The 24081-nt window shown below is 65.3% G+C and carries 24 protein-coding genes and 1 tRNA gene; 16 read left to right on the top strand and 9 right to left on the bottom strand.

Translation table 11 applies throughout. From position 1 onward, the window contains the following. Window position 1 precedes the first annotated feature (1 nt). Window positions 2-667 carry an FKBP-type peptidyl-prolyl cis-trans isomerase gene (locus tag ACVWY1_RS02210; protein ID WP_277502333.1) on the bottom strand — a complete coding sequence of 222 codons (666 nt, stop codon included), beginning with the start codon at window positions 665-667 and terminating at the stop codon, window positions 2-4. Between the two features lie 224 nt (window positions 668-891). Between ACVWY1_RS02210 and ACVWY1_RS02205 the strand changes: the two genes are divergently transcribed. After that, a complete protein-coding gene (locus ACVWY1_RS02205) occupies window positions 892-1962 on the top strand; it encodes an AlgP family protein (protein WP_277502332.1) in 1071 nt (356 codons plus the stop codon). Here the strand turns inward: ACVWY1_RS02205 and ACVWY1_RS02200 are convergent. Next, window positions 1938-2417, bottom strand: coding sequence for a TIGR02444 family protein (locus tag ACVWY1_RS02200; protein WP_277502331.1), 480 nt, complete (start codon window positions 2415-2417; stop codon window positions 1938-1940). The genes ACVWY1_RS02205 and ACVWY1_RS02200 overlap by 25 nt on opposite strands. A 50-nt stretch (window positions 2418-2467) precedes the next feature. On the opposite strand from ACVWY1_RS02200, the gene ACVWY1_RS02195 reads away from it, so the two are divergent. The 3 genes from ACVWY1_RS02195 to ACVWY1_RS02185 all read left to right on the top strand — a co-directional run bounded on the left by ACVWY1_RS02195 (window position 2468) and on the right by ACVWY1_RS02185 (window position 5677). Continuing rightward, entirely contained in the window at window positions 2468-4378 is a 1911-nt protein-coding gene (locus ACVWY1_RS02195) for an ATP-binding cassette domain-containing protein (protein ID WP_102683511.1), read from the top strand. Further along, window positions 4378-4965, top strand: coding sequence for a mechanosensitive ion channel family protein (locus ACVWY1_RS02190; protein ID WP_023630588.1), 588 nt, complete (start codon window positions 4378-4380; stop codon window positions 4963-4965). Before ACVWY1_RS02195 ends, ACVWY1_RS02190 begins: the two co-directional genes overlap by 1 nt. A 79-nt stretch (window positions 4966-5044) precedes the next feature. Next, a complete protein-coding gene (locus ACVWY1_RS02185; protein WP_110697095.1) occupies window positions 5045-5677 on the top strand; it encodes a LysE family transporter in 633 nt (210 codons plus the stop codon). A 65-nt stretch (window positions 5678-5742) separates the two neighbouring features. Here ACVWY1_RS02185 and ACVWY1_RS02180 read toward each other — a convergent pair whose 3' ends face one another. Next, window positions 5743-6495, bottom strand: coding sequence for a slipin family protein (locus ACVWY1_RS02180; protein WP_023630586.1), 753 nt, complete (start codon window positions 6493-6495; stop codon window positions 5743-5745). 3 nt (window positions 6496-6498) lie between these two features. Then, window positions 6499-7821, bottom strand: coding sequence for an NfeD family protein (locus ACVWY1_RS02175; RefSeq protein WP_457377779.1), 1323 nt, complete (start codon window positions 7819-7821; stop codon window positions 6499-6501). Between the two features lie 117 nt (window positions 7822-7938). Between ACVWY1_RS02175 and ACVWY1_RS02170 the strand changes: the two genes are divergently transcribed. The 3 genes from ACVWY1_RS02170 to ACVWY1_RS02160 all read left to right on the top strand — a co-directional run bounded on the left by ACVWY1_RS02170 (window position 7939) and on the right by ACVWY1_RS02160 (window position 9408). After that, window positions 7939-8397, top strand: a complete 459-nt coding sequence (locus ACVWY1_RS02170) for an aminoacyl-tRNA deacylase (protein WP_023629227.1) — start codon at window positions 7939-7941, stop codon at window positions 8395-8397. 59 nt (window positions 8398-8456) lie between these two features. Beyond that, on the top strand, window positions 8457-8699 hold the full coding sequence (locus ACVWY1_RS02165; RefSeq protein WP_023629226.1) for a DUF2789 domain-containing protein: 243 nt from the start codon (window positions 8457-8459) through the stop codon (window positions 8697-8699). A gap of 70 nt (window positions 8700-8769) precedes the next feature. Further along, on the top strand, window positions 8770-9408 hold the full coding sequence (locus tag ACVWY1_RS02160; protein ID WP_102683508.1) for an NADH:ubiquinone oxidoreductase subunit N: 639 nt from the start codon (window positions 8770-8772) through the stop codon (window positions 9406-9408). Window positions 9409-9414: 6 nt separating this feature from the next. Here the strand turns inward: ACVWY1_RS02160 and ACVWY1_RS02155 are convergent, their stop codons facing one another. Then, window positions 9415-9852: a CBS domain-containing protein gene (locus tag ACVWY1_RS02155; RefSeq protein ID WP_139674483.1), complete on the bottom strand. Its 438-nt coding sequence runs from the start codon at window positions 9850-9852 to the stop codon at window positions 9415-9417. A 146-nt stretch (window positions 9853-9998) separates the two neighbouring features. Continuing rightward, window positions 9999-11729, bottom strand: a complete 1731-nt coding sequence (locus tag ACVWY1_RS02150; RefSeq protein WP_102683506.1) for a dipeptidase — start codon at window positions 11727-11729, stop codon at window positions 9999-10001. 219 nt (window positions 11730-11948) lie between these two features. On the opposite strand from ACVWY1_RS02150, the gene ACVWY1_RS02145 reads away from it, so the two are divergent. Next, window positions 11949-13799: a DUF3857 domain-containing transglutaminase family protein gene (locus tag ACVWY1_RS02145; RefSeq protein ID WP_457377738.1), complete on the top strand. Its 1851-nt coding sequence runs from the start codon at window positions 11949-11951 to the stop codon at window positions 13797-13799. 93 nt (window positions 13800-13892) lie between these two features. Here the strand turns inward: ACVWY1_RS02145 and ACVWY1_RS02140 are convergent. Then, window positions 13893-13969, bottom strand: a tRNA-Arg gene (locus ACVWY1_RS02140). A 212-nt stretch (window positions 13970-14181) separates the two neighbouring features. Between ACVWY1_RS02140 and ACVWY1_RS02135 the strand changes: the two genes are divergently transcribed. From ACVWY1_RS02135 to ACVWY1_RS02100, 8 genes are all read left to right on the top strand, one after another. Next, window positions 14182-14931, top strand: a complete 750-nt coding sequence (locus ACVWY1_RS02135) for a GntR family transcriptional regulator (RefSeq protein WP_102683504.1) — start codon at window positions 14182-14184, stop codon at window positions 14929-14931. Then, window positions 14928-16652, top strand: coding sequence for a fumarate reductase/succinate dehydrogenase flavoprotein subunit (locus tag ACVWY1_RS02130; RefSeq protein ID WP_457377737.1), 1725 nt, complete (start codon window positions 14928-14930; stop codon window positions 16650-16652). The genes ACVWY1_RS02135 and ACVWY1_RS02130 overlap by 4 nt, the downstream gene beginning before the upstream one ends. A 149-nt stretch (window positions 16653-16801) precedes the next feature. After that, a complete protein-coding gene (locus ACVWY1_RS02125; RefSeq protein WP_008096634.1) occupies window positions 16802-17047 on the top strand; it encodes a 4Fe-4S dicluster domain-containing protein in 246 nt (81 codons plus the stop codon). Window positions 17048-17171: 124 nt separating this feature from the next. After that, on the top strand, window positions 17172-18578 hold the full coding sequence (locus ACVWY1_RS02120) for an ABC transporter substrate-binding protein (protein ID WP_457377736.1): 1407 nt from the start codon (window positions 17172-17174) through the stop codon (window positions 18576-18578). Window positions 18579-18593: 15 nt separating this feature from the next. Then, window positions 18594-19370 (top strand): ABC transporter permease, encoded by a 777-nt coding sequence (locus tag ACVWY1_RS02115; RefSeq protein WP_457377735.1) that lies wholly within the window; start codon window positions 18594-18596, stop codon window positions 19368-19370. Then, window positions 19370-20221 (top strand): ABC transporter ATP-binding protein, encoded by an 852-nt coding sequence (locus ACVWY1_RS02110; RefSeq protein ID WP_457377734.1) that lies wholly within the window; start codon window positions 19370-19372, stop codon window positions 20219-20221. The genes ACVWY1_RS02115 and ACVWY1_RS02110 overlap by 1 nt, the downstream gene beginning before the upstream one ends. Further along, window positions 20218-21183: a HEAT repeat domain-containing protein gene (locus ACVWY1_RS02105; protein WP_102683499.1), complete on the top strand. Its 966-nt coding sequence runs from the start codon at window positions 20218-20220 to the stop codon at window positions 21181-21183. Before ACVWY1_RS02110 ends, ACVWY1_RS02105 begins: the two co-directional genes overlap by 4 nt. After that, window positions 21183-21458: a DUF971 domain-containing protein gene (locus ACVWY1_RS02100; protein WP_277502321.1), complete on the top strand. Its 276-nt coding sequence runs from the start codon at window positions 21183-21185 to the stop codon at window positions 21456-21458. The genes ACVWY1_RS02105 and ACVWY1_RS02100 overlap by 1 nt, the downstream gene beginning before the upstream one ends. A 102-nt stretch (window positions 21459-21560) precedes the next feature. On the opposite strand, the gene ACVWY1_RS02095 is transcribed toward ACVWY1_RS02100, so the two are convergent. Then, window positions 21561-22424, bottom strand: a complete 864-nt coding sequence (locus ACVWY1_RS02095; protein WP_102683497.1) for an ABC transporter ATP-binding protein — start codon at window positions 22422-22424, stop codon at window positions 21561-21563. Continuing rightward, on the bottom strand, window positions 22421-24004 hold the full coding sequence (locus tag ACVWY1_RS02090; RefSeq protein ID WP_457377733.1) for an ABC transporter permease: 1584 nt from the start codon (window positions 24002-24004) through the stop codon (window positions 22421-22423). Before ACVWY1_RS02090 ends, ACVWY1_RS02095 begins: the two co-directional genes overlap by 4 nt. Between the last annotated feature and the right edge of the window lie 77 nt (window positions 24005-24081).

The raw sequence follows: 24081 nt of genomic DNA, 5'->3' as shown, positions 1-24081 counted from the left end.
TTCAGTCGGCCACGTCCAGCAGTTCGATCTCGAACACCAGTGGGGTATAGGGTGCGATCAGGTCACCCGCACCGTCGGCGCCGTAGGCTTGCGCCGACGGGATCACCAGGCGCCATTTGGCCCCGACTTTCATTCGTGGCAGCGCCACCTGCCAGCCCTCGATCACCGAATCCAGCTTGAACCACTGAGGTTGCAGGTTCTGGTCGAACACCGTGCCATCCGGCAGCTTGCCCACATACCGTACTTGCACGCGTCCATTGGTCTTGGGCTGCGCACCGCTGCCGCTGGCCAGTTCGCTGTAGAGAACGCCCTCGGGCAACTCACGTACTCCGGCCTTGGCCCGCTCACCCGCGATAAAGCGTTTTTCGGCCTCCACCAGCTTGTCCACCTGGGCCTGCTCTGCGGCGGCGTTGGCTTGTGTTTCGTGCTGTTCGAGGATGACCTGCATGCGTGACTTGGCAATCCGTGGCGGCTCGCCCTGGTAGGCCTGGCGCAGCCCTTCGACCAGTGCGTCGAGCTGCAGGCCGGGCACTTCCTGACGCAACCGCTCACCGAGGCTGCTGCCCAGGCTATAGGCCAGGTCGCTGTCGTTGACGGGGGCGGTCTCGGCATTGGCCAGGGAGAGCGGCGTCACCAGGCACAGGCCGAGAATCAGATAACGAGGCATGGAGGTCTCCTGCGGCAATGAGCGCGAAGTATGCCAGCGTTGTTGGCCAGAGATGTGTAAATATCGGCACTGCACTAATGGGCAACTACACTTGTTTCCAGCTGCAAGACAACAACTTTGCCCAGGCATGCAACGCGGCGCTACCGAGACTGTCAACATGCCCTAGCGGCGGTAGCAGCAGAAGCATAGTATGAGCCGCACTCTCGTCAGCCAGGAGGTAAACCATGTCGGCCAAAAAGAAGCCAGTAAGTACGCCGTTGCACCTGCTCCAGCAACTTTCGGGCAGCCTGCTCGAACATTTGGAAGATGCCTGCTCCCAAGCGCTGGCGGATGCCGAGAAACTCTTGGCCAAGTTGGAAAAACAACGTGGCAAGGCCCAGGAAAAACTCCACAACGCCCGCCTGAAGTTGCAGGACGCCGCCAAGGCCGGTAAAGCCAAGGCACAAGGCAAGGCACAAAAAGCTGCTGGCGAACTTGAAGACTTGCTCGATTCGCTCAAGGATCGCCAGGCGCAGACCCGTACTTATATCCAGCAACTCAAGCGTGATGCCCAGGAGAGCCTGAAGCTGGCCCAGGGTGTCGGCAAGGTGCGAGAGGCGGCCGCCAAGGCCCTGGGCGCACGTACGGCAACACCGAAAGCTGCCGCCAAGCCCGCTGCAACCAAAGCCCCGGTCAAGGCTGCTGCCAAGCCGGCAACCCGTCCAACGGCCAAGCCTGCTGCTGCCAAGGCAGCGACCAAGACTGCCGCCGCCAAGCCAGCCGTCAAGCCAGCGGCCAAGCCTGTTGCCGCCAAGGCTCCGGCGAAGACTGCCGCCGCTAAACCGGCTGCCAAGCCAGCGGCCAGGCCCGCTGCCGCCAAGGTTCCGGCGAAGACTGCCGCGGCCAAACCGGCTGCCAAGCCAGCGGCCAAGCCTGCTGCCGCCAAGGCTCCGGCGAAGACTGCCGCCGCCAAACCGGCTGCCAAGCCAGCGGCCAAGCCTGCTGCTGCCAAGGCTCCGGCGAAGACTGCTGCCGCCAAGCCAGCGACCAAGCCTGCTGCCGCCAAGGCCCCGGCGAAGCCTGCCACCGCCAAGCCAGTGGCCAAGCCTGCTGCTGCCAAAGCCGCCCCGAAGCCGGCAGCCAAACCTGCAGCCAGACCGGCCGCCGCCAAAGCCCCGGCCAAACCTGCCGCCAGCAAACCCGCCGAAAGCAAGCCTGCCACTCCGGCCGCCAGCGCCACTCCGGCGCCAGTGACCGGTGGCACCGCGCCTGCGGCCACCGGCACTCCGACTCAGTCGCCGACTTCGGCGTCCTGAAGCCCACGGGCCGCGGCGCGCAGCTGATGCAGCGCGTCGTGGTCCCGGGCCTGGTCCGGCGCCAGCCGGGCCAGCCAGTCCGGCGCCGCGCCCGCTTGTGCCGGCCACTCACGCGTCAACGCCTCCAGGCGTTCCAGCAAGGTGCGTTCAGCCTGCAGTTCCAGGGCTTTCACCTGCTCACGCATCACGCTCAGTTGCGGGTCGGCCAGCGCGTGTTCGCGCCATTGCCGGCGCAGGGCGCGTAGCGGCGCCACAACGTCGCGCTGCCAGGGCCGGGCCAGCGCCTGCAGGGTGGCAATCCGTTGTTCGTCGGGGGCTATGCCGCGGGCCTGTAGCCAGGTGCCGCAAAGCAGCAGGCAGACATCGCCGCCCAGTTCCTGGAGGGCCAGGCAAGCTGCCTCGACACCCGGCCGGGCATACAGGGCCAGGGCATGATTCCACAGGTCGGTGTGCATGGTTTCACTCGCGCCAGTGATCGGTGAAGCTGGTAGACTCCGCGACCATCATGATCAGACTATCGAACCTCACTTTACAGCGTGGTCCCCAGCGCCTGCTAGAAGGCGCCGAGATGACCCTGCACACCGGCCACAAGGCCGGCCTGATCGGTGCCAATGGTGCCGGCAAATCCAGCCTGTTCGCATTGCTGCGCGGCGAGCTGTCGCCCGATGCCGGTGACTGCCAGCTGCCCGGCGACTGGCGCATCGCCCATATGCGCCAGGAGGTCGATACCCTCGACCGTATCGCCGTGGACTATGTCCTCGATGGCGACGTGCGCCTGCGCAAGGTCCAGGCAGATCTGGCCGCCGCCGAACTGGCCCACGATGGCACTGCCCTGGCGCGCCTGCACAGTGAACTGGACAGCGCCGACGGCTACACCGCCGATGCTCGCGCGCGCAAGCTGCTGGCCGGCCTTGGCTTCAGCAACGAGCAGATGGACCGCCGCGTCGGCGACTTCTCAGGTGGCTGGCGGATGCGCCTGAACCTGGCCCAGGCCCTGATGTGCCCGTCCGACCTGCTGCTGCTCGACGAGCCGACCAACCACCTCGATCTCGACGCCATCCTCTGGCTGGAGGATTGGCTCAAGGGCTACCCGGGCACGCTGCTGCTGATCTCCCACGACCGCGACTTCCTCGATGCCGTGGTCGACCATGTGCTGCACGTCGAACAGCGCAAGCTCAATCTCTACAAGGGCGGCTACAGCGCCTTCGAGCGCACCCGCGCCGAACGCCTGGCGCAGCAGCAGCAGGCCTACGAGAAGCAGCAGGCGCAGCGCGCGCACATGGAAAAGTACATCGCCCGCTTCAAGGCCCAGGCCACCAAGGCCCGCCAGGCGCAGAGCCGGATCAAGGCCCTGGAGCGCATGGAGGAGCTGTCGGCGGCTCACGTCGACTCGCCCTTCGACTTCGTTTTCCGTGAGTCCGAGAAGATCTCCAGCCCCTTGCTCGACCTGTCCGAAGGCCGTCTGGGCTATGGCGACAAGGCCATCCTCGAGAAGGTCAAGCTGCAGCTGGCGCCGGGTGCGCGCATCGGTCTGCTCGGCCCCAACGGCGCGGGCAAGTCGACCCTGATCAAGAACCTCGCCGGTGAGCTGCAGCCATTGTCCGGGCGCCTGGTGCGTGGCGAAAACCTCGCCGTCGGCTACTTCGCCCAGCACCAGCTCGACTCGCTGGACGACAAGGCCAGCCCGCTGCTGCACCTGCAGCGCATTGCCCCGGGTGAGCGCGAGCAGACCCTGCGTGACTTCCTTGGTGGTTTCGACTTCCATGGCAACCGTGTCGACGAACCGGTGGTGAACTTCTCCGGTGGCGAAAAGGCCCGCCTGGCCCTGGCGTTGATCGCCTGGGAGCGGCCGAACCTGTTGCTGCTCGACGAGCCGACCAACCACCTGGACCTCGAGATGCGTCTGGCGCTGACCATGGCGCTGCAGGAATTCGCGGGTGCCGTGGTGGTGGTCTCCCACGACCGTCACCTGCTCAAGAGCACCACCAACGACTTCCTGCTGGTGGCCGACGGCAAGGTCGATACCTTCGACGGCGACCTCGACGACTACAGCCGCTGGCTGGTCGAGTTCCGCCAGCGCAACGCGCCGGTGAGCAGCACGCCGGCCAACCCGGACAAGACCGACAAGAAAGCCCAGCGCCAGGCGGCCGCGGCCCTGCGTCAGCAGTTGGCGCCGCACAAGAAGGCGGCCGACAAGCTGGAGACCGAGCTCAACCAGGTGCACAAGGACCTGGCCGAGGTCGAGACCGCCCTGGGCGACGGTGGCGTGTACGAGGCCGCGCGCAAGGATGAACTGCGCGACCTGCTGGCCCGCCAGACCAAGCTCAAGCAACGCGAAGGCGAGCTTGAGGAGGCCTGGATGGAAGCCCTGGAAACCCTCGAAAGCATGCAGGCCGAACTCGAGGCGCTGTCCTGATGGAGGAGCTGCGCTCGCTGTTGCCGGGGCAGTGGATGGACTCGATGTGGCTGGGGTTGCAGATTCTGCTGATCCTGATCGCCGCGTTCATCCTGCAGCGCATGGTCGCTCGCGGGTTGAGAAGCCTGGGCGAACGCTACCCGTTGCCGCACGAGCTGATGGTGCCGGTGCGCGGCGCCTTGCGCTGGCTGATCATGGGCAGCGCGCTGCTGTTTGTGCTCGAGCGCCTGGGTGTATCGGCCACGGTGTTGTGGACCGCGCTGTCGGGCTTCGTCGCGGTGGCGGCGGTGGCGTTCTTCGCTATCTGGAGCGTGCTGTCCAACCTGCTGTGCGCGGTGCTGATCTTCACCGTCGGGCCGTTTCGTATCGGCGATGTGGTCGAGCTGGTCGACACCCTCGACAAACCGGGGGTGAAGGGCCGGGTGATCGCCATCAACCTGCTGTACACCACGTTGATGGAAACGCCGGAAGCGGGTGGCGCGCTGGTGCAGGTGCCCAACAGCCAGTTCTTCCAGAAAGCCGTGCGCCGTTGGCGTGGCGCCGAGGCCACCACTGCGGTCAAGCCGGAATCGATCGAAACCGACTGAAGTCGCAGAATTTACTGGTTATTTTTTCGCCAGCACCGTAGCTTAACGCTTTGTAACAAATGTTCGAGCGAGGTGTGCGATGTCGATGGAAACGTGGTTGGCCTTCTTTGCCGCGTGCTGGGTGATCAGCCTGTCGCCGGGTGCCGGGGCGATCGCCTCGATGTCCAGCGGGCTGCAGTACGGTTTCTGGCGTGGTTACTGGAACGCCCTGGGCCTGCAACTGGGCCTGATCGTGCAGATCGCCGTCATCGCCGCCGGTGTCGGCGCCATCCTCGCCGCTTCCGCCACGGCCTTCCAGGTCATCAAGTGGTTCGGCGTCGCCTACCTGGTCTACCTTGCCTACAAACAATGGCAAGCCCTGCCGATGGACATGAGCGACGAGTCCGGCGTGCGGCCGATCGGCAAGCCGCTGAGCCTGGTGTTCCGTGGCTTCCTGGTCAACGTCAGCAACCCCAAGGCGCTGGTGTTCATGCTCGCGGTGCTGCCGCAGTTCATCAACCCGCACGAGGCGTTGCTGCCGCAGTACGTGGCGATCACCGTGACCATGATCAGCGTCGACATGCTGGTGATGGCGGGTTACACCGGCCTGGCTTCGCGGGTGCTGCGCCTGTTGCGTACGCCGAAGCAGCAGAAGCGCCTGAACCGTACCTTTGCCGGACTGTTCATTGGCGCGGCGACGTTCCTGGCGACGCTGCGCCGCGCGCCGATCTGATTTGATCATCGCGGGGCCAGCTCGCTCCCACGGTTCTGGGAGCGGGCTGGCCCCGCGATTGCTTTTCAGCGCTGACGATCCACCAGCCCCTTGAGCAGATCCATCGGCATCGGAAACACGATGGTCGAGCTCTTGTCGCCGGCAATCGAGCCCAGCGTCTGCATGTAGCGCAGTTGCATAGCCCCCGGCTCCTTGCCCAGCATCTGCGCCGCCTGCATGAGTTTCTCCGACGCCTGCAACTCACCTTCGGCATGGATCACCTTGGCCCGTCGCTCACGCTCGGCCTCGGCCTGGCGGGCGATGGCGCGGATCATCGATTCGTTCAGGTCGACGTGCTTGATCTCGACGTTGGCCACCTTGATGCCCCAGGCGTCGGTCTGCGCGTCCAGCACCTCGCGGATATCCGAGTTCAACTGTTCGCGCTCGGCCAACAGTTCGTCCAGCTCGTGCTTGCCGAGCACCGCCCGCAAGGTGGTCTGGGCCAGCTGGCTGGTAGCAGCGAGGAAGTCCTCGACCTGGATGATCGCCTTCTGCGGGTCGAGCACGCGGAAGTAGAGCACGGCGTTGACCTTGACCGAGACGTTGTCGCGGGTGATCACGTCCTGGGGCGGCACATCGAGCACCACGGTACGCAGGTCGACGCGCACCATCTGCTGGATTCCCGGAATCAGGATGATCAGGCCCGGGCCCTTGACCTGCCAGAAACGCCCGAGCTGGAACACCACGCCGCGCTCGTACTCGCGCAGGATGCGCAGCGCCGACAGCAGCAGTATGGCCAGCAGCACCAGTACGGCGCTGAAACCGAATTGCATGAACATCGTCTACTCTCCTTGCGCCGTGGGCGCAGTGGCGCTGACCTCCAGGGTCACGCCATGACGGGCCGTCACCCGCACGTGCTGGCCAGGTTGCAGTGGTGTCGCACACTGCACCTGCCACTGTTCGCCCTGGGCCTGTACCGAACCGCAGAACGGGTTGTCGGTGCGCACCTGCGTCACCGTGACCAGGCTGCCCACCAGCCCGGCATCGCCGCTGACCAGGGCGCGCCGGCGCGCTTTCACCGCCATGCCCAGCACGCCGCCGAGCAACAGCGCCGAGAGCACTGCCAGGCTGATGATCAGCGCCAGCGGAATGCCGAAGCCGGGGGCGTCGGTGTCCATCAGGATCACCGCCCCGACGACGAAGGCGACGATGCCGCCGAAGCCGACCACGCCGAAGCTGGGCAGGAACGCCTCGGCGACCATGAACGCCACCCCGAGCAGGATCAACGCCACCCCGGCATGGCTCACCGGCAGCAGTTGCAGGGCATACAGCGCCAGCAGCAGGCAGATGCCGCCGACCACGCCGCCGACCCCGGAGCCCGGGTTCATGAATTCGAACAGCAGGCCGTACACGCCGATCATGATCAAGATCAGCGCCACGCTGGGGTTGGTGATCACCGCCAGCAGGCGGGTGCGCCAGTCCGGCAGGTGTTCGGTCACACTGGCCTCATGGGTGCGCAGTTGCACGGTCTGGCCTGCGACGAGCAGTGACTTGCCATCGAGCTGGCGCAGCAGGTCGGGGAGGTCAGCGGCGACCAGGTCGATTACCTGCAAGCGCTGGGCTTCGCTGGCCGACAGGCTGACGGCCTCGCGCACGGCCTTCTCCGCCCAGTCGGCGTTGCGCCCGCGCAGCTGGGCCAGGCCACGGATGTAGGCGGCGGCGTCATTGACCTGTTTACGTGCCAGTGTGCCTTCTTCGCTGTTCGTGGCGGGTTGTTCAGCTTTGCCGGGAGCGCCGACCTGGACTGGCGTCGCGGCGCCGAGGTTGGTCCCTGGGGCCATGGCCGCGATATGGCTGGCGTAGAGGATGTAAGTGCCGGCGCTGGCTGCCCTGGCCCCACCCGGGGCGACGTAGGTGGCCACCGGCACGGGGCTTGCCAGGATCGCCTTGACGATCTGGCGCATGGCGCTGTCCAGCCCACCGGGGGTATCGAGGCGGATCACCACCAGTTGCGCGCCTTGTGCCTGCGCCTGGTCCAGCCCACGCAGCAGGTAGTCGGCGCTGGCCGGGCCGATGGCATCATCGACGCTCAACAGCCATACATTTGCGCCAGGCGCGCTCTGGCCACCCGGCGCGAAGCCGAGGATCAACAGCAACAGCAGCATGCGCCAGCGCTGGGCGATCACCTGTCGTCACCTCATGCAGACCTGTCCTTGAAGTTTAGCCGTGCCTGCCGGGCCACGGCCTAAACTTGAGGGTGGGGGCAAAACCGGAGGTGCATCATGCGTATGGCCAAGACCCTTCAGCAGCGCCTGGACCAGGCCAACTGCGACTACGACATCATTCCCCATCCCCATTCGGCCACCAGCCTTGAGTCGGCGCGCACGGCCGGCGTACCCGCCGAGCGGGTCGCCAAGTCAGTGATGCTTGATGACCGCCATGGCAACTTCATCATGGCCGTGCTGCCGGCCAACCGGCATCTGGACATGACCGAGGTGCGCATGACCGGGGCCTGGCAGCTGACCCGCGAAAGCAACCTGCCGAGCCTGTTCGGCGATTGCGAGCGCGGCGCCATCCCGGCCCTGGGTGACGCCTACAACATTCCCATGCTGCTCGACCGGAGTCTTACCCGCCAGGGCGATGTCTACCTCGAGGCAGGTGACCACGATCATCTGATCCACATGAGCATGGAGCAATACTTGAAGCTGGTGCCGCACGCCGAAGTGCGCGAACTGAGCTGATGCTCGCAACCAACGCCGGGTTGGCGTCGTGGACGACCCGCCCGGCCCGAGGAGGAATCATGGAAGCACCGAACCATCCATTTGCCGACCTGTTCAAGCAACTGGGGCTGGCGGACGATGCCACCAGCATCGACCAGTTCATCACCACTCATTCGCCGTTGAAGAATGAGATCAAGCTGGTGGACGCACCGTTCTGGACCGAGGCGCAAAGAACCTTTTTGAAGGAAAGCATCATAGAGGACGCCGATTGGGCGGTACCCTTCGACCAACTCAACGAAGCGCTGCGTCGCCCCCGCAAATAAAGCGCCGAGCGGCACCTGATGGGTGATCGGGCCGTTGCTATGCTCAGGTAAAACAAGAGGGGATGGCGCGATGAAAGATCCCTACGCACCGGGATTCTGGTGCACCGTGACGATCCTGGGCACCCTGACCGCCGGCTACTTCTACGGTATACGGCACACCCACCAGATGAACCAGGCCGTGCAGTTTCTCTATGCCGCCGCCGCCGTGACCGCGGCGGTGGCGCTCTGCGGCCTGGCCTGGATCGCCTGGCAGCATTTGCACCTGAACAAGCGTGAGGTGGCCCAGGGGCGAACGTTGCTGACCATCTGGAACACCAAAGTCGCCCTGCGCCGGGTCGAGACGGTGTTCGACCGCTACTTCTGGGGCAGCTACTGGCACTCCGGGCGCACCTTCGAGGAGGTGATGGGCGAGCTCAAGGGCACACCGCTGGAGCAGAGCCTCGACGCCCTCAAGCGCCAGTGCCGGGAACTCGACCGCGAGGTGCACGACCACCACCATCACTGGCTGGCCAATGCCCGCGACTTGTCCAGCGTGGCCACGGCGATGGCCCGCGAGCGCTATCAGCTGGATCTGTGCGATGCCCCGGTGCGCGAGGGCGGCAATACCGCCGTGCTCAATCGCGATCTGGAAGTGCTGGTGTACACCTGGTCGGCGCGCCTGCGCAGCTTCGACCATCAACTGGACGAGCTGGAGCGCGCTTACCACTGAGCGGGATCATTCGCCGCGGATGTATTGCTCTAACTGGACAATCTGGTTTGCCTGCTCAGCGATGATCTCTTTAACCAAGTCACCGATCGAAAGCAGGCCGATGAGCTTGCCGTTTTCAACCACGGGCAGGTGCCTAAGGTGGCGGTTGGTCATCAGGTTCATGCAGTACTCAAGGTTCTGCTTGGGTTCCACGGTGATCACAGGGGCGCTCATGATCTCGTGTACCTTGGTGAATGGCGATGAACGCCCCTTGAGTACAAGTTTACGGGCGTAGTCGCGTTCGCTGACGATCCCTACCACCTGGTCATCGTTCACCACCGGCAGGGCGCCGACATTTTTCTCCGCCAGCAGCTTCAAGGCATCCAGCACCGAGTCATCAGGGCCTATGGTGTAGACGGTTTGATGCTGGGACTTGGCTTTGAGGATTTGTTCGACGTTCTTCATACGGGCCTCGGTGGGTGAAAAAGCGCGGTGTCGGAGTAAATAAAGCATCCGGCACGGCGCTCTGCACGGCAATGCAGGAAACGGCATCGAGGTGATTGAAAAACGTCATCGCGGCAAGGGGCTGCTGCGCAGCCCCAAGTGAGTCATCAAAGCTTCGGCATCTGCCCGATCCGCGCCACCATCTCGCTGACGATCTGCAGGTCGAGCATGAACTGCTCCACGGTCTTGAACTCGTTGTCGTTGTGCCCGGTGTACTTCACATCCGGCATGGCCAGGCCGAACTGCACGCCGTTGGGCAGGTCGTGCACCGAGGTGGCGCCAGCGGAGGTGCCGTACTCGTGCTTCATGCCCAGGTTCTCGCTGGCCACGGCCAGCAGGGCCTTGACCCACTCGCCTTCGGGGTTGCGGTACATCGGCTCGTCCATGCTGTAGTCGAAGGCCACCTTGGTCTGGCTCTTGGCAACCCAGCTGTCGAGCTTGCCGGAGATCTCACCCTTGAGGGTGTCGAGCGACTTGCCTTTGGGAATACGCAGGTTCACCGCCAGCTTCAGCGCCTTGTCATCCAGGCCGACGAAGGTCAGCGAGGTGGTCAGCGGGCCCATGAAGTTGTCCTTGAAGCCCACGCCAAGCTTGTTGCCCAGGTAGTCCAGGCCCCAGTTGTCGGCGGCGTAGCGGGCGGCGTCGGTGATGTGGTTGTGCTTGAGCGGCACCTCCTTGCCCAGGCCATTGAGGAAGTCGAGCATGCGCGCCACCGGGTTGACCCCGGACTCGGGCTCGGAGGAGTGCGCCGACACGCCGGTCACGGTCAGCAGCACCTGCTTGCCGTCGACCTTGGCGTCGATGCTGAAGTCACCGCCATGGCGCTTGACGTAGGCCGCGCCGGCTTTTTCCAGGGCCTTGGCCAGCTCGGCCGGCTTGTCGCCGGTCAATGTCGCCACCGAGCTGCCGGGGATCTGGTTGGTGGCAAGGCCGCCGGTGAGGTTGATCACCTCGGCGCCTTTGCCATCACCGGCACGCTTGGCGAAGGTAGCCATGACGGTGCCATAGCCTTTCTCGGCGATCACCACCGGGTAGCCGCCGTCCAGCGCGAGGTTGTAGTCGGGGGTGGCGTTGCGTTCGAAGTAGTAGGGGATGGCATCACCGGTGGTTTCCTCGGTGGTGTCCACCAGCAGCTTGAACTGGCGCGCCAGCGGCAGCTTTTCGTCCTTGGCTACTTTCAGCGCGTAGAGCGCCACGACGATGCCGTTCTTGTCGTCCTCAGTGCCGCGGCCGTACATGCGGTCGCCCACCAGGGTGACCTTGAACGGGTCGAGCTTGGTGCCGTCCTTGAGCTTCCAGTTTTCTGGGGTGACCGGCACCACGTCGGCATGGGCGTGGATGCCGATGACTTCCTTGCCCTCGCCGAGGGTTATCTCGTAGACGCGGTTGTCGATATTGCGGAACTGCAGGCCGAAGCCCTCGGCCAGGGCCTTGATCTTGTCGGCGATCTTGAGGAAATCCGGGTTTTCGTGCTGCGGCACACCCTCTTTGCGAACGGTCGGGATCTCCACCAGCTCGCGCAGGGTCTCCTTGGCGGCCTTGCCGTACTTGATGCGGGTGTACAGGCCCAGCAGGCGGTTGATCTCGTCCTGTTGCTCGGCAGCCAGGGGCTTGCCGGCCAGGTACAGCTTGAGGGTGTCGTCCAGCTTGTCGGCCTTGGCCAGGTCGCTGCCGGCCAGCTTGCCGAGGAACTGCTTGAAGTCGGCCGGATCGCTGCCGTCGTAGGCCTTGATGATGGCGGCGGACTGCTGCTGGGAGAGGTTGGCCTGGGCCGGGATCGAGAACATGGCCACGCTGGCCAGCAGGAGCGATGCGGCGGATAGCTTGGTAAATGGCATGGGTGTGCGCATTCCTTTGCAAGGGGTGGAGGGTGACCGTTTACGCAAACGGAAGATGCCCACGCTATCACCAATGACTACTGGCGCGGGAGAGGTGGCAATGTGCATTTCTGCACAAACGTGCAAGCTTTCATCTACGGCGCGGCCTGCAGCTTCATGACAAAAATGCGTATCATTAGCGTTTTGTGTAATAACCCGTTTTACGAGAGAAGGATCCTCATGTTCACGTCTTACCTTGCACCCCTGGCCGGGGTGCTGGCCTTCACCCTTGCCTGCATCACGCCCGCCCAGGCCCGGGACGATGGCACCGACCACTCTGTCACCCTGGAAAAGGTCGTGCAGACCTTCACCGTGCAGACCGACGGCAGCTTCCAGGTGGCGGTCGAGTCGATCTCGCGCATCAACGAAGAGCGGGCCATCCGGGCCAAGGCCCAGCAGCCGTTGAGCTACAACCGCTCGTACGAAACCCTGGAGGTCGACGAAGCCTTCACCCAGAAGCCCGATGGGCGCAAGGTGATGGTCGATGCCTCGCAGATCAAGGAGCAGCAGGAACAGGCGTCCACCTACGCGCCAATGTTCCAGGACTCCCGGGTCAAGGTGGTGATCTTCCCGGAAGTCGCCGTCGGCGATCGCCTGGTGCTGCGTTACAAGCGCCATCGCAACACAGCGCTGTTCCCCGGCCACTTCGAGGACCTCACCGGCCCGGATTTCCACCCCGTGGAGCAGTTCTCGCTGATCTACGACCTGCCGGCGGATCTGCCGCTGTACGCTGATGCCCGTGGCTTCAAGGCGTCCTCGCCCAAGGCCGGCAAGGGCCGCAAGGTCTACCGCTGGGACTTCGTGCCCGCCGACAGGGCCAGGATCGAGGCGAGCGCCGTGTCCTACCTGGACTATGGCCAGTACCTCGCGGTGTCGACCTTCAAGGATTACGCTGGGCTTGCCGCCAGCTACCAGGCGCGCGCCGGCGTGGAAGTGACGCCGGCCATCGCCGCACTGGCCGAGCAGTTGACGGCGAACCTGCCCGATGCCCGGGCCAAGGCGCTCAAGCTCAGCGACTGGGTACGTGAGAACATCCGCTACGTAGCGGTCTATGTCGGTGCCGGCGGGGTGGTTCCGCATTCGGCGCAGAGCGTGCTGGACAACCGCTATGGCGACTGCAAGGACCATGTCGCCCTGCTCGAGGCGTTGCTCAAGGCCGCGGCCATCGAAAGCTCGCCTGCCCTGATCAACCTCGGCAATGCCTACCACCTGCCCAAGGTGCCGACCCTGGGCGTGCTCAACCATGTGTTGACCTACGTACCGAGCCTGGACCTGTACCTGGACTCGACCGACCCGTCGGTGGCCGCCGGCTACCTGCCGCTGATGGATCTGGACAAGACGACGCTGCTGACCGCCTCGGGCGAATTCGGCAAGACCCCGGCCTCGCAGTTCGGCAAGCAGGTCGGTGAGATGCTGTTCAAGGTCAAGGGCACGGGCGCCGCGGACTTCACCGGCGCTTCGACGATCGAGGGTTGGGCCAGCGAGGTCAACCGCTATGGCGCCAAGTCGATGAAACCGGCAGATCTCGACCGTATGGTCGAGCAGGTGCTCAATGCCTACGGGCAGCGGGGCAGCGGCAAGATCCTGATCCAGCCATCGGTGGCGCCGGAGCACTTCCACAGCCAGGTCCAGGGCCATACCGAGAACCTGGTGAACCTGCCAGGGCCAGTGGGGCTTCCAGCACTGAGCAGCCTGGTCGGTGGCATCTCGCAGATGGTCTATGGTTTTGCCGCCGAAAACGAACGCACCCAGGGCTTCGTCTGCATTTCCAACGAAACGGTGGAGAAGTCGCGCTTCGAGTTCCCTGCCGAAGTCACCGTCCTGGCGACGCCCAAGGCCGTTGCCGTGAAGGAAGGCAGCTTCGACTACAGTGCCCGTTACACGCGCGATGGCAATGCCGTGGTGGTCGAGCGGCGCATGCAGTTCAAGCATCCGAAGGCGGTGTGCACGCCTGAAGAGTTCAAGGCGATGAAGCCAGTCATTGAAACCATGGTCAGGGACCTGCAAGGCCAGATCATCGTGCAGGGCTGAGGCCCGGAAACGCAAAAGCCCCGCCAGAGCGATCTGAGCGGGGCTTTTGTTTGCCGCCATCGGTGAAAACACACGGGTGGCAGCGCGAAGTCATGGCGCACTCGGCGGGATTCGAACCCACGACCCCTGCCTTCGGAGGGCAGTACTCTATCCAGCTGAGCTACGAGTGCAACGGGGCGCATGATACCCATCTGCGTTGGTGGCGTCCATCGCCTTGATATGAGGGTGTTTTTCCAAAGCTACCCATCGCGGGTCAAGCCCGCCCCCACGCAGTAGCACCGTCAATCTATTCATATGCAATATCGGTATTTCTCATAGCCGACTTATGCCCGTTATCTTCTGGTCACAACTTGTTATAACAAGTCAGCCGACAGAGAAGACCATGGCCGAATTGCTCCCGCTGTCTCCCGTACCGCTCTACACCCAGCTCAAGGAACTGCTACGCGAGCGCATCCTCGACGGCAGCTACCCACCGCACAGCCGCATGCCCTCGGAAAACGAGCTGGGCAAGGCCTTCGACGTCAGCCGCATCACCGTGCGTCAGGCCCTGGGCGACCTGCAGAAGGAAGGGCTGATCTTCAAGATCCATGGCAAGGGCACCTTTGTCGCCAAGCCCAAGGCGTTCCAGAACGTCAGCACCCTGCAGGGCCTGGCCGAGTCGATGACGCAGATGGGCTACGAAGTGCTCAACCGCCTGCGCAGTTTCCGCCATGTGCCGGCCAGTGCATTGGTCGCGCAGCGGCTGCAGGTCGAGGAGGGCAGCCTGGTTACCGAAATCCGCCGCGTGCGCCTGATCAACCGTGAGCCGGTGTCGCTGGAAATCACCTGGCTGCCCCAGGCGGTCGGCGAGAAGCTGGAGAAGGCCGACCTGGTTACCCGCGACATCTTCCTGTTGCTGGAAAACGACTGCGGCATCGCCCTTGGCCATGCGGACCTTGCCATCGACGCGGTGCTCGCCGACAGCGACCTGACCCAGGCCCTGGAGGTGGAAGAGGGCGCGCCGATCATGCGTATCGAGCGCCTCACCCACACCGCCGACGGCGCCCCGTTGGACTTCGAACACCTTTATTACCGTGGCGACGCGTTCCAGTACCGCCTGCGCATCGACCGCCAGAAGGGAGGCAAGGCATGAGCATCCAGACCCAGGATTATGACATCGTCGTCATCGGCGGTGGCACCGCCGGGCCCATGGCCGCGATCAAGGCCAAGGAGCAGGACAAGACCCTGCGCGTGCTGTTGCTGGACAAGGCCAACGTCAAGCGCAGCGGCGCCATCAGCATGGGCATGGATGGCCTGAACAATGCCATCATCCCCGGGCATGCCACGCCCGAGCAGTACACCAAGGAAATCACCGTCGCCAACGACGGCATCGTCAACCAGGCCGCGGTGCATGCCTACGCCACCAAGAGTTTCGAGACCATCGAGCAGCTCGACCGCTGGGGCGTGAAGTTCGAGAAGGACGAAACAGGCGACTACGCGGTGAAGAAGGTCCACCACATGGGCGCTTATGTGCTGCCCATGCCCGAGGGCCACGACATCAAGAAGGTGCTGTACCGCCAGCTCAAGCGCGCCCGGGTGGAGATCAGCAACCGCATGGTCTGCACCCGCGTGCTGCTCGATAGCGAAGGCGCCGCCGCCGGTGTACTGGGCTTTGACTGCCGCTCGGGCGAGTTCCGGGTGATCCGCGCCAAGGCGGTTGTCCTTGCCTGCGGCGCCGCCGGGCGCCTGGGCCTGCCCTCGTCGGGCTACCTGATGGGCACCTACGAAAACCCCACCAATGCCGGCGACGGTTACGCCATGGCCTACCATGCCGGGGCGGAACTGGCCAACCTGGAGTGCTTCCAGATCAACCCGCTGATCAAGGACTACAACGGCCCGGCCTGCGCCTACGTCACCGGCCCCCTGGGCGGCTACACCGCCAACAGCAAGGGCGAGCGCTTCATCGAGTGCGACTACTGGAGCGGGCAGATGATGTGGGAGTTCCACCAGGAGCTCGAAGGCGGCAACGGCCCGGTGTTCCTCAAGCTCGACCACCTGGCCGAGGAAACCATCCAGAACATCGAGGAAATCCTGCACAGCAACGAGCGCCCCAGCCGTGGCCAGTTCCACGCCGGGCGTGGCACCGACTACCGCCAGCACATGGTCGAGATGCATATCTCCGAGATCGGCTTCTGCTCCGGGCATTCGGCTTCGGGGGTGTGGGTCAACGAAAAGGCCGAGACCAGCGTCAAGGGCCTGTACGCCGCCGGCGACATGGCCGCGGTACCGCACAACTACATGCTCGGCGCGTTCACCTATGGCTGGTTCGCCGGGGTGAATGCCGCGCAGTATGTGGCCGGGCGTGAGTACGCCGAGGTCGACACGCAGCAGGTCGAACGCGAACAGGCGCGGGTGTTCGCGCCCTTGCAGCGTGAGCACGGCCTGCCGCCGGCCCAGGTCGAGTACAAGCTACGGCGCATGGTCAACGACTACCTGCAGCCGCCCAAGGTGACCAAGAAGATGGAAATCGGCCTGGCGCGCTTCGCCGAAATCGAACGCGATCTTGAGCAGATGAAGGCCAACAACCCCCATGAGCTGATGCGTGCCATGGAAGTTGCGGTCATCCGCGACTGCGCCGAGATGGCCGCGCGCGCTTCGTTGTTCCGCAAGGAGAGCCGCTGGGGGCTGTACCACCACCGGGTTGATTTCCCCGAGCGCAATGATGGCGAGTGGTTCGTGCATTGCCATCTGAAGAAGGGCGAGGACGGTGGGATGACCAGCTTCAAGAAAGCGGTGGAGCCGTACCTGATCCCGCTGGATGCCGAGGAACAGACCGCGTACGACCGGCTGCGGGTGAAGGCTGACGCGGCGTGAATGGGGCCGCTGTGCGGCCCTTTCGCCGGCAAGCCGGCTCCCACAGGGTGGGCATAGCGCTTTTGTGGGAGCTGGCTTGCCAGCGATAGGGCCAGCAGCCCCGGCGATGAACCATAAAGAGGGCCAAAGGCCCCAAGGACCCCGTGAACATGGCCTACCAACCCCAGGAAATCTTCTTTCGCAGCAGCGCCCCGGTGACTATCGATGAAGACAAATGCATCGCCGAAAAAGGCTGCACGGTCTGCGTCGAGGTGTGCCCCATGGACCTGTTGGCCATCAACCCGGCCACGCAGAAGGCCTACATGGCCTTCGACGAATGCTGGTACTGCATGCCCTGCGAGAAGGACTGCCCCACCGGCGCGGTGAAGGTCGATATCCCGTACCTGCTGCGCTGAACCCGAACCCCCGCCATCCGGCCGAACCACCGGACGCCCACCTGCAATGCCCCTCGTTTCCCACCACCCCAGCCCGGTGGCGGAGACGACTCCAATACTCAAAACGATTCGAGGGGAAACACCCATGCGCCTTGTAGCAACCGTGGCCGGCCTTGCGCTGGCAATCACCGGCCTGAACGCCAGCGCCGAAACCATCCGTATCGCCATCGGCACCCAGGACACCACCATCAACTGCGCCACCGGCGGCCTGTTGATCCGCGAGCTGGGCTTGCTCGACAAATACCTGCCCCATGACGGCAAGTACAAGGACGCCCAGTACCAGGTCGAGTGGAAGAACTTCACCAGCGGCGCGCCGCTGACCAACGAGATGGTCGCCGGCAAGCTCGACTTTGGCGCCATGGCCGACTTCCCCGGCTCGTTCAACGGCGTCGCCCACCTCGACGCCGGCAAGCGCAGCCTGTTCATCAGCGTGCTGTCCGGCAGCGTGCACGGCAGCGGTAACGGCATCGTGGTGCCGGCCGCCTCCAGCGTGCAGTCGCTGGCCGAGCTCAAGGGCAAGACCATCTCAGTGCCGTTCGCCTCCACCGCCCACGGCATGCTGCTGCGCGCGGTCGCCGCCCAAGGCTGGGACCCGCAGAAGGACGTCAAGATCATTGCCCAGGCTCCGGAGATCGCCGGTTCCGCCCTGCGCAGCAACCGCATCGAGGCCCACGCCGACTTCGTGCCTTTTGCCGAGCTGTTCCCCAACCGCGGCTTCGCCCGCAAGATCTACGATGGCGCCCAGGCCAACGCGCCGACCTTCCATGGCGCGCTGGTGGACGCCGACTACGCGAAAAAGTACCCGGAAGTGGTCACCGCCTACCTGCGTGCCAGCCTGGAAGCCGACCGCCTGCTCGCCGCCGAGCCCGAGAAGTACAGCGAGCTGATCGAGAAAGTCACCGGCATCGAAGCCGAGGTGAACTACCTGTTCCACGGCCCGCTCGGCCTGCAGACCCGCGACCTCACCTGGAAGCCCGAGTACCGCCAGGCCGTGGCCACCTCCATCGACACCCTCAAGTTGCTGAAGAAGACCGACCGGGGCCTGGACACCGCGCAGTTCATCGATGACCAGTACATCCGCAGCGCCTACAAGCAGGCCGGGCAGGACTACGACAAGGCCCTGAAAAACTACGACCCGCTGCCACTCAAGGCCAATGATGCCGCGACCGGCAAGCCCATCACCGACTTCAGCCGCCTGGCGCAAATCTGGGTACGCGGCGAGGACAAGGTGCGCCACTACGCCTCCCCGGAAGCCGCGCTCAGCGCCCTGGCCCAGCTGGAACAGGAGGGCAAGGATATCCGCGCGATCTACGCCCAGGCCGCCGACAGCGGCATCAAGCTGCTGGCCAACCAGGCCTGGTTCGTGCGCAACGGCCAGGGCCAGCTGGCGGCTTTCCTGCTCAAGGACCAGGCCGAGCAGTACGCCAAGGCCCATGGCGGCGAAGCGCTGGACTTCGTGCAGGCCAACCAGAAGCTGCTGGCCCAGCGCTGATCGGGAGCCGCCGCCATGACCCGTGACCTTGCGCGCTGGCCCCTGCGCCTGGCGTCGCTGCTGGCCTGCCTGCTGTTCTGGCAGCTGGCCGCGAGCCACAAGCTGGACCTGCTGCTGTTCACCTTCACCTACGTGCCCACGCCCGGCGCGGTGCTCGACGCCGCCTGGCAACTGCTGGCCTCCAACGCCCTGCTGGCGCACCTGGGCAGCAGCCTGGCGCGGGTGTTCGCCGGCTACGGCGTGGCGGCGCTGCTGGGGGTGAGCCTGGGCCTGTTGATCGGTCGCTCGAAGTGGCTGGAGGACACGCTGATGCCGCCGCTGGAAGTGTTGCGGCCGATCCCGGCGGTGGCCTGGATCCCGCTGGCGATCCTGATGTTCCCCTCCTCGGAGCTGTCGATGGTGTTCATCACCTTCACCGGTGCGCTGTTCCCGATCCTGCTCAATACCGTGCACGGCGTCGAGGCGATCGACCCGCGCCTGGTGGCCTCGGCGCGCAGCCTGGGCGCCGGGCGCTGGGCGATCCTGCGCGAAGTGGTGCTGCCGGGCGCGCTGCCGAGCATCGTCACGGGGCTGGCCATCGGCATGGGCACCTCGTGGTTCTGCCTGGTGACCGCCGAGATGATCGCCGGGCAGTTCGGTATCGGTTACTACACCTGGGAGTCCTACACCTTGCAGAACTACCCCGACATCATCGTCGGCATGCTGCTGATCGGCGTGCTGGGCATGGGCAGCAGCGTGCTGGTCAAGCGCCTTGGCGCGCTGGCCACGCCCTGGATACGGAGGAGCGCGTGATGAGCAGTTATCAACCGGTGCCCGGGCGTATCGAGGCGCAGGGTTTGTCGATTCGCCTGGGCCATGGGCGTGATGAGTTCGAAGCGGTGCAGGCGCTGGACTTTGCCATCGCCCCGGGCGAGTTCGTGTGCATCCTCGGGCCGTCCGGCTGCGGCAAGTCCACGTTGCTCGGCGCACTGGCCGGGCACCTGACGCCGGCCGGCGGCCAGTTGTTGGTGGACGGGCAAGCGGTCGACGGCCCTTCGCCGCAACGCGGCATGGTGTTCCAGCATCACACGCTGCTGCCTTGGCTCCGCGTGCTCGACAACGTGGCCTTCGGCTTGAAGATGCAGGGGCTGGGCAAGGCCGAGCGTCGACATCAGGCCGCCGAGATGCTGCAACTGGTCGGCCTGGGTGATTTCGCCCAACGCTGGCCCAGTCAGTTGTCCGGCGGCATGCAGCAACGCGCCGAGATCGCTCGGGTACTGATCAACCGCCCGCGCCTGCTGCTGATGGACGAGCCCTTCGGCGCCCTCGATGCGCAGACCCGCGCACGCATGCAGGAATTATTGCTGGATATCTGGGCGCGCATCCGCACCACCGTGGTGTTCGTCACCCACGACATCGACGAAGCGTTGTTCCTGGCCGACCGCATCCTGGTGATGAGCCCGCGCCCCGGCCGCTTCATCGAAGACCTGCGCCTGGACTTCGCCCGCCCGCGGCGAGCGAGCCTGCTGACCAGCCCCGCATTCACCCACCTCAAACGCCATTGCCTGGCGTTGCTGCGCCATGAAGAAGGACGCGAACTGCCGCGCCTGACACCCTTGGGCCTGCCCGACACCGACCATCCTCCGCTGCGGATTGCGCTATGACTGAACGAATCACGGACAACCCCGACATCATCGAACTGCTGCCACGCCTGAACGCCCTTGATGCCGGCGTGCGACGCATCGCCTTGATCGAACTGGCCGACCTGGAAGACCCGGACGGCCTGCCTTGGCTCACCGATGCGCTGTTGGTCGACGCCAATGCTGATGTGCGCGCCGAAGCCGCGCGCTTGCTCGAAGCCTGGGAGGCGCCGGAAGTGGTGCAGGGCCTGTGCGCCGCATTGGCCGACCCCGCCGAGCCGGTGCGCCTGGCGGCCGCCCAGAGCCTCAGTGAGCTCAAGACCCAGGAGGCGGGGCAACTGATCCTGCCCTGGGCCAGCCATGCCGATGCCTTCGTGCGGGCCAGCGCCTTGCGCGCCCTGCGCGAGCTGCGCCTGGAGGACGCCGCTGTGCCTGCGTTGCAGGCGTTGGCGGATGTGGATGCCGGTGTGCGCCGCGAAGCGGTGGGCATCCTCGGCTGGCTCAAGCATGCGCCGGCCTTGCCCGCGCTGGCGCAACTGGCGGCCAACGAGCCGGATACCGACGTGCGCCGCGCCGCCATTGGTGCGCTGGGCTTGGCCCGGGATGCCGGTGTGCTGCCGGCGCTTATCGGCGCCCTGGCCGACGAGGCCTGGCAGGTGCGTGAAGAGGCGGCGACCACCCTGGGCAAGGTCGGCCAGGCTGCAGCGGGCCAGGCCTTGATCGCGGCGCTCGGCGACAGCTATTGGCAGGTCCGCTTGCGCGCGGCGCGGGCCTTGGGCCGGCTGCGCCATGCTGCCGCGTTGGATGGGCTGGCGCAATTGCTGGGCCATGGCATCGCCAACCTGCGCAAGGAAGCCGCACTGGCGCTGGGCGAGCTGGGTGAAGCCCGGGCATTGCCGGCGTTGCAGGCGGCCGAGGCCGACAGCGACCCGGAAGTGCGCAAGGCCGTGCGCATTGCCTTGGCGCAATTGCAAGGGGCGGTGTGATGGGCGCGCCCAGCGCCTTGCGCAACCACCGCGAACGCGGTGAGCTGCTGGTGCAGTGGGGTGAGGCTGAGCAGTTGATCAGCCACGCCCGGCTGCGCGGTGCCTGCCCATGTTCACAGTGCCGGGCAGCACGGTTGAAGGGTGCGATTTTGCTGGTGGGCGAGGATGTGCGGGTGGCGCGGATCGAGGTCCAGGGGTATGGGGTGCAGCTGGTGTTCAGCGATGGGCATGAGCGGGGGATTTATCCCTGGGACTACCTGCGCAGTCTCGGTTGACCGCACCGGCCTCATCGCCGGCAAGCCGGCTCCCACAAAAGCAAGGCAATACCCTGTGGGAGCCGGCTTGCCGGCGATGAGGCCGGTACAGGCAACCCACCCCTAGAGCGCAATCAACTCCGGCCGCAACCCCTCAACCCTATGCACCACCGGCCGCAGATAGCCGCCATCCCCGGTAATCTGGTGCAGCACCTTCTCGCGCAAGCCATGCAGTGCCACCCCGGTGCGTTGGCGCGGATGCGACAGCCCAACTTCCACCACCGCCTTGATCCGCCCCGGCCGCGGTTCCAGCACCACCACCCGGTCGGCCAGGTAGGTTGCCTCTTCGGCATCGTGGGTCACCAGCAGAACGGTCACCCCAGAACGCTCACGTATTGCCAGTAACTCGTCCTGCAACTGCTGGCGGGTCAGTGCATCCAGGGCGCCGAACGGTTCGTCGAGCAGCAGGATGCGCGGGCTGGCCACCAGCCCCCGGGCGATCGCCACGCGTTGGGCCATGCCACCGGAGAGCTGGTGCGGGTAGGCCGATTCGAAACCGACCAGCCCCACCAGGTGCACGAATTCATGCACCCGACGGGCGCGCTCGCCCTGGGTGAGTTTGTCGTTGACCAGGCCCAGGCCGATGTTCTGCGCCACCGTCAGCCAGGGAAACAGGCGGTGCTCCTGGAACACGATGCCGCGTTCACCGCCGATGCCGTTGACCGGCTGGCCATCGACGCGGATCTGGCCGCTGTAGTCGTTGTCCAGGCCCACCAGCAGGCGCAGCAGGGTGGACTTGCCGCAGCCCGACGAGCCGACGATGGCGATGAATTCGCCCTGTTCGATCGACAGGTCGAAGTCGCGAATGGCTTCGAACGGCTGACCGTCGACGCTGAAGGTCTTGCCGACTTTCTCGAAGCTGACCAGCGGCGGTGTGGCATCAGCTTGGTTGGCCGCGTGCAGGGCCGGGGTGATGAAAGCGTTCATGCGGATCTCCAGCGCGTGGCGCGTGATTCAAGGCGTTGGCCGAGGTGGCCGAGCAGGGCGCCGACCAGGCCGATCAGGACCATGGCAGCCATCACCTGGTCCATGCGGAACAATTGCTGGGCGCCGATCATCAGACTGGCGATGCCGCCGTCCGAGGGCATGAAGTACTCGGCGCCGATAGTGCCGAGCCAGGCATAGATCAGCGACAGGCGCAGCCCGGCGAAGATCGCCGGGGCGGCGCCGGGCAACACCAGCAGACGCAGCCGGTGCGGCAGGTCCAGGCGCAGGGCCTGCGCCGCCTCGCCCAGCTGTGGCGGGAGGCTGGCGATGCCGCGTTGGGTGGCGATCAGCATCGGGAAGAACGCCGCCAGTGCGACGAACACCAGCTTGGCGCCTTCACCCAAGCCGAACCAGGCGGTCAGCAGCGGCACCCAGGCGAACAGCGCCACCTGGCGCAACGCCGACAGGCTCGGGCCGAGCAAGCGCTCGGCGTTGGTTGACAGGCCCAGCAGCAGGCCCAGGGCGAACCCCGCGCCACCGCCGATCAACAGACCGACCAGGGTGCGTTGCAGGCTCAGGCGCAGGGCCTCGGGTAACGAACCGTCGAGCAGGCCTGCGTACAGGCTGCGCAGCACATCCAGCGGTGAAGAGAGGATGTTGGCATCGACCCAGCCAAGGCTGTTGGCGGCCTGCCACAGCAGCAACAGCCCCGCAGGCAGCAGCAGGCTTTGCCAGCCCCGTGGCACCTGGCCGCGCAACTGCTCGCCAGTGGCCGGTTGCGGCCAGTGCAACAGGCTGCGTTCCAGGCGCGAGAAGCCGCGATCCATCAGTGCGCCGACCAGGCCGATCAGCAGGATGCAGAGGAACACCAGGTCGAGCATGAACAACTGCCGCCCCCAGACCATCAGGTAGCCGATGCCTTCGCTGGAGGCCAGCAGTTCCACAGCCAGCAGCGAGGTCCAGCCAGTGGCCAAGGCCAGTCGCACACCGGCGAGAAACGCCGGCAGCGCGGCGGGCAGCAACAGGCGCAGGAACAGCAGGTGAGAGGGCAGGCGCAGGACGGCGGCGGCCTCGCGCAGCTTGGGCTGGGCGTCGCGCACGCCGACCAGGGTGTGCAGCGTGACCGGCACCACCACCGCCTTGACCAGCACTACCAGTTTGAGCAGCTCGCCGATGCCGAAGAACAGCATGAACAGCGGGATCCAGGCCAGTGTGGGGATTTGCGCCAGGGCGACGAAGGTGGGCAGCACCAGAGTCTGCGTCCGTCGCGACCCGCCCAGCCAAGTGCCCAGCAGCAGGCCGCTGGCGACTCCTGCCAGCAGCCCCCAGATCAGGCGCTGCAGACTTATCCACAGGTGGCCCCAGAGTTCGCCGGAGCCGAACTCCAGCGCACTCTGCCAGACCAGCGCGGGGGCGGGCAGGATCTGTTCGCTCATCCAGTGCTCCCGGCTGGCGACGACCCACAAGGCCGCCACCGCCAACGGCACGATCCACGGCAGATAGGAGCGGCCTTGCGTCGCGAAAGGGCCGCTCAGCGGCCGCCACAGGCGCCGCAGACTTGCGCTCAAGACTTCGCTCATCGGGGCATCTCCCAAACCGTTCCTTGTTTATTCATTTATGGAATTAAAAATTCACATAAATAGTATTCAAGAGATAA

This window comes from Pseudomonas sp. TE6288 (assembly GCF_054062095.1).
Note: the sequence above shows the minus strand (reverse complement) of the source record. Positions and strands in the feature narration are given on the sequence as shown.

Coding starts and splice junctions, on each gene's coding strand:
- ACVWY1_RS02135 (WP_102683504.1), top strand. CDS start 14,182: ATGGCCGAATTGCTCCCGCTGTCTCCCGTACCGCTCTACACCCAGCTC.
- ACVWY1_RS02090 (WP_457377733.1), bottom strand. CDS start 24,004: ATGAGCGAAGTCTTGAGCGCAAGTCTGCGGCGCCTGTGGCGGCCGCTG.
- ACVWY1_RS02125 (WP_008096634.1), top strand. CDS start 16,802: ATGGCCTACCAACCCCAGGAAATCTTCTTTCGCAGCAGCGCCCCGGTG.
- ACVWY1_RS02145 (WP_457377738.1), top strand. CDS start 11,949: ATGTTCACGTCTTACCTTGCACCCCTGGCCGGGGTGCTGGCCTTCACC.
- ACVWY1_RS02150 (WP_102683506.1), bottom strand. CDS start 11,729: ATGCCATTTACCAAGCTATCCGCCGCATCGCTCCTGCTGGCCAGCGTG.
- ACVWY1_RS02155 (WP_139674483.1), bottom strand. CDS start 9,852: ATGAAGAACGTCGAACAAATCCTCAAAGCCAAGTCCCAGCATCAAACC.
- ACVWY1_RS02160 (WP_102683508.1), top strand. CDS start 8,770: ATGAAAGATCCCTACGCACCGGGATTCTGGTGCACCGTGACGATCCTG.
- ACVWY1_RS02130 (WP_457377737.1), top strand. CDS start 14,928: ATGAGCATCCAGACCCAGGATTATGACATCGTCGTCATCGGCGGTGGC.
- ACVWY1_RS02190 (WP_023630588.1), top strand. CDS start 4,378: ATGGAGGAGCTGCGCTCGCTGTTGCCGGGGCAGTGGATGGACTCGATG.
- ACVWY1_RS02180 (WP_023630586.1), bottom strand. CDS start 6,495: ATGTTCATGCAATTCGGTTTCAGCGCCGTACTGGTGCTGCTGGCCATA.
- ACVWY1_RS02100 (WP_277502321.1), top strand. CDS start 21,183: ATGGGCGCGCCCAGCGCCTTGCGCAACCACCGCGAACGCGGTGAGCTG.
- ACVWY1_RS02120 (WP_457377736.1), top strand. CDS start 17,172: ATGCGCCTTGTAGCAACCGTGGCCGGCCTTGCGCTGGCAATCACCGGC.
- ACVWY1_RS02165 (WP_023629226.1), top strand. CDS start 8,457: ATGGAAGCACCGAACCATCCATTTGCCGACCTGTTCAAGCAACTGGGG.
- ACVWY1_RS02110 (WP_457377734.1), top strand. CDS start 19,370: ATGAGCAGTTATCAACCGGTGCCCGGGCGTATCGAGGCGCAGGGTTTG.
- ACVWY1_RS02095 (WP_102683497.1), bottom strand. CDS start 22,424: ATGAACGCTTTCATCACCCCGGCCCTGCACGCGGCCAACCAAGCTGAT.
- ACVWY1_RS02195 (WP_102683511.1), top strand. CDS start 2,468: ATGATCAGACTATCGAACCTCACTTTACAGCGTGGTCCCCAGCGCCTG.
- ACVWY1_RS02105 (WP_102683499.1), top strand. CDS start 20,218: ATGACTGAACGAATCACGGACAACCCCGACATCATCGAACTGCTGCCA.
- ACVWY1_RS02205 (WP_277502332.1), top strand. CDS start 892: ATGTCGGCCAAAAAGAAGCCAGTAAGTACGCCGTTGCACCTGCTCCAG.
- ACVWY1_RS02115 (WP_457377735.1), top strand. CDS start 18,594: ATGACCCGTGACCTTGCGCGCTGGCCCCTGCGCCTGGCGTCGCTGCTG.
- ACVWY1_RS02185 (WP_110697095.1), top strand. CDS start 5,045: ATGTCGATGGAAACGTGGTTGGCCTTCTTTGCCGCGTGCTGGGTGATC.
- ACVWY1_RS02170 (WP_023629227.1), top strand. CDS start 7,939: ATGCGTATGGCCAAGACCCTTCAGCAGCGCCTGGACCAGGCCAACTGC.
- ACVWY1_RS02200 (WP_277502331.1), bottom strand. CDS start 2,417: ATGCACACCGACCTGTGGAATCATGCCCTGGCCCTGTATGCCCGGCCG.
- ACVWY1_RS02175 (WP_457377779.1), bottom strand. CDS start 7,821: ATGCTGCTGTTGCTGTTGATCCTCGGCTTCGCGCCGGGTGGCCAGAGC.
- ACVWY1_RS02210 (WP_277502333.1), bottom strand. CDS start 667: ATGCCTCGTTATCTGATTCTCGGCCTGTGCCTGGTGACGCCGCTCTCC.